The 3,773-nt window shown below is 63.6% G+C and carries 3 protein-coding genes; all 3 read left to right on the plus strand.

What is annotated here, in order from left to right; translation table 11 throughout:
* Positions 1-1,159, plus strand: a 1,159-nt coding sequence (locus tag RI841_RS15270; protein WP_310706488.1) for an MBOAT family O-acyltransferase, incomplete at its 5' end; no start/stop codon positions are given.
* A 10-nt stretch (positions 1,160-1,169) separates the two neighbouring features.
* The gene (locus tag RI841_RS15275) at positions 1,170-2,303 is read left to right on the plus strand and encodes a hypothetical protein (RefSeq protein ID WP_310706489.1); all 1,134 of its coding nucleotides are present in this window, start codon (positions 1,170-1,172) and stop codon (positions 2,301-2,303) included.
* Positions 2,304-2,916: 613 nt separating this feature from the next.
* Positions 2,917-3,773, plus strand: an 857-nt coding sequence (locus tag RI841_RS15280; RefSeq protein WP_310706490.1) for a glycosyltransferase family 1 protein, incomplete at its 3' end; no start/stop codon positions are given.

Genomic DNA, 3,773 nt, shown 5'->3' on the forward strand with positions numbered 1-3,773 from the left:
CGCCGAAACGCTGCACACCCTGCTAGTGCCAGAATGGGCCGTACCGAGCTTTCAGATGGTGCTGCCGCTGGGCATCTCCTTCTTCACCTTCCAGCAGATCGCCTGGCTCGTGGATCTGTGGCGGCGACAGGTGGCGCTTCCACGCTTCACCGAATATGCCTTCTTCGTCACCTTCTTCCCGCAGCTGATCGCCGGCCCCATCGTGCATGCCCGGGAGATCCTGCCCCAGGTGCGCCATCGCTGGCCGACCTGGCGAGTGAACACCTTCACCGCCGGCCTGGCACTGTTGTGTCTCGGACTGGCCAAGAAGGTGCTAATCGCCGATCCACTGGATGCGCCAGTCGGGGCGCTTTATGCCCAGGCCTCAGGCGGCGCATTCCTGGGCGGCGAGACCCCGTGGCTCGCTGGATTCGGCTATGGCGTGCAGCTCTACTTCGATTTTTCTGGCTATGCCGACATGGCCATCGGCCTGGGGTTGATGCTGAGCCTCAAGCTGCCAGTCAACTTCGACTCACCCTACAGGAGCCGCTCCCCCATCGACTTCTGGCGCCGCTGGCACATCACCCTCTCCCACTTCCTGCGTGATTATCTCTATATTCCGCTGGGTGGGCGCGAGCGCCGCTACCTCAGCGTGATGCTGACCATGCTGCTGGGTGGCCTGTGGCACGGTGCTGGCTGGCAGTTCCTGCTGTGGGGGGGGCTGCACGGTGTGGCGCTGTGCCTGGCCCATGGCTGGATGAGGCTCACCGGATGGCGCTGGCCCGGTTGGCTGGCACTACCCCTGACGCTGAGCTTCGTGATGCTGGCGTGGATCCCGTTCCGGGCCGACTCCGTGGATACGGCTTTACAGCTCTATCAGGCACTGAGTGTGCCCTGGCAGTGGTCTCCAGCGCTACAGTGGACCCATCAGGGCTGGCCGGTATCGGGCGAGCACGGTCGGTTGTTTGGCATGATAACCATGGGTATGAGCATCGCCCTGCTGCTGCCCAACTCCCAGCAATGGACGTCACGCTGGCGGGCGGCCATGGAGAGCCATGACCCACTGCGTGCCCGCCGCTGTCTGTGGGGCGTGGGCATCCTGTGCGGGGTGCTACTGTTCGTGGTGTTAAAACAATTGTATGCCCAGCCCGAGCAGGCGTTTCTCTATTTCCAGTTCTAGGAGCCGATCCATGCACCGAATAGAGGCCCATCAGAACGCCCTCTGGCGACTGCTGGGCGGCATTGCCCTTGGCCTGTGCCTGGCCGCCGGCCTTTGGCTACTGGTGCTGGCGGGTCAGCTGGGCCACCCCCATCCCAGCCATCAATGGGTGCTGGAGGCCCAGGCCCATAAGCAGAGCCGGGCCGAGGCAATATCGATACCGCGGCTACTGGTGGCGGGGGGCTCCAGTGCCATGTTCGGCATCGACTCACAACAGCTTGAAGAAACCTTCCGGCGGCCCGCGGTGAATCTCGGCGTGAATGCCGGGCTGGGTCTGCCGGTGATACTCAACCACACCTTGGAAGTCGCCAAGGCGGGTGACGTGGTGATCATGGCGCTGGAGTATCCGCTATTCGGCTACAACGGCGAGATCAACCACGTGATGAACGACTTCTACCTGGGCCGACCCGAGGCATTGCTGGATGCCTGGCGGCTGAGCCGCGAGGCGCTGCCGTTGCATCGCTGGCTGCCCCTGTTGGCTCGCGAGGCCTTTCAGATCGTGATGCAGACCTCTCCCACCCGAGTCATGCAGGGCTATCGCGGCCTGCCCGATGACTTCACGGTGAGCGGCACCTACGGGGCCCACCGCCTGGACGCCCGCGGCGATCAAACGGGTGCCACGCGCCAGCTTCGTGAACCCTGGATGGCACAGCAGGTCATGGCCGAAGCCCCGCGCCACTATGGTACCGAGCATCGTCGCAACGCACCGGGGTGGGCACTGCTACGCCATTTCCAGGCACGGCTGCACGCTCGCGGCGCCTGCCTGATACTGGTGCCTCCGGCGTTCTTATTTCATCCCTCTTACCAGGAAGATTCAGTCGAGCAGCGCTTCTATACCACCCTACCGAAGCAGGCGGCCGAGCACGGCCTGACCTATCGGGGACGCCCCTATGACTTCATGTACCCGGTGGAGGACATGTTCAATACTGACTTCCATCTGGTCGACGAGGCACGCCAGCGCAACACCCGGCGCTTGATCAAGGCGTTAACGTCGCCCGACAACCTCTCTGAGCCAGTGATAGAGTGTCCGCGCCCGACGATAGAGACCGGGGTGACGCGGCAACCACTGGCTGACCAGATAGCTGGCCTTGAGCTGGATAAGTAATCGGCGCAACGGTGGCAACCAGACAGAAGGTTGCCGACTGGGCAACGGTCTGGGCGCCGAAGGCACCGCCTGGCGATCGGCAAGGAGTTCGTCTAAGCGCCGCTCTAGTGCTGACATGTCAAGCTGTGGATTGTTGTCGACCAGATAGGGCCTGGTGGGGCAGCTTTCCGACACTGTCGTCTCCTTGGTGATACTGGAATTCTCTGCCCTTTGTGCGATGCGCTTCGCGTATCAGGCATAGGGGTTGTGCTTGAAACTGAACCGACGCGAAGCGTCAGATATCAATAAGGTAGCGTTCGTCGCCATGAAGCTATTGATCAACCTTGATTGTCTCCGGCCACCGTTGACGGGAATCGGCCACTACACGCAACAGCTGGCCGTTCGACTGACGGAGCACCGCGAGATCGAAGACTTCAGGGGGCTGTATCGTAGCCGATGGCTCGACGGCGCTCAATTGCACGACTGGCCACCGATAGCGTCTCGCGCTTTTTGCGGAACTGGCGAAACCACGGGACTTCGGCGCCGACTGCGCCAGATACCGGGCAGCTACAGGCTGCGCCATGAGCTTCGGGCGCTGCGCTTTGCCGGCCTGACTTGCCGTTACGACGGCCATGTGTACTGGGAACCGGGACTCGAGCTGATGCCGTTTTCCGGCCGACGCGTAGCCACAGTATACGACCTCTCCCATCTCGCCGTACCCGAGTCTCATCCGCCTGCGCGGATCGCCTACCTGACGCGCCAGATCGACCATACCCTGTGCCACGCCGATGCCATCGTGACCATTTCCTCTACCATGCGTCGCGAGATCGCCGCCTATGCCGGGCGGCGAGAAGCGGACATCACGGTGGTGCCACCAGCTGCAGCGACGGCCTTCCACCCGCTCGATGCCGCCGCCAGGGCCGCTGCACGAGGGCGCCTGGGCCTGCCGCAGCGCTACATCCTCAGCGTCGGCACTCTGGAGCCGCGCAAGAACCTGGAGCGTCTCGTCCAGGCCTACGCCGCCCTGCCCGATGCGCTGCGACGGGAGTGGCCGCTGGTGTGCGTCGGCGCCAAGGGCTGGAACGATGCCTCACTGAGCCGTGAGCTGCAACGCCTTGAGGCCCGCGGTGAGCTGCTGCGGCTCGGCTATGTGGCGCAGCAGGATCTCCCGCTGATCACCGCCAGTGCCGATCTGCTGGCGTACCCGTCGCTATACGAAGGGTTCGGCATGCCGGTGGTGGAGGCAATGGCGTGCGGCGTGCCGGTGCTGACCAGCCGTCACACGGCGATGCACGAGATCACCGGCGAGTCGGCGTTCCTGGTCGAGCCGGGAGAGACCGACAGTATTCACGCCGCACTAGAAAAGGCGCTGGAAGATACCGACGCCTGCCAACGGGTGGGGGCGCAGGGTATCGAACGAGCAGCCCGCTATGACTGGCAGAGGTCAGCCGAGACGTTGGTGGTGGCGCTAAGAGGAGGTTCGTCCGAGGA

The sequence above is a fragment of the Halomonas sp. genome (assembly GCF_031581305.1).
Taxonomy (GTDB): Bacteria; Pseudomonadota; Gammaproteobacteria; order Pseudomonadales; family Halomonadaceae; genus Halomonas.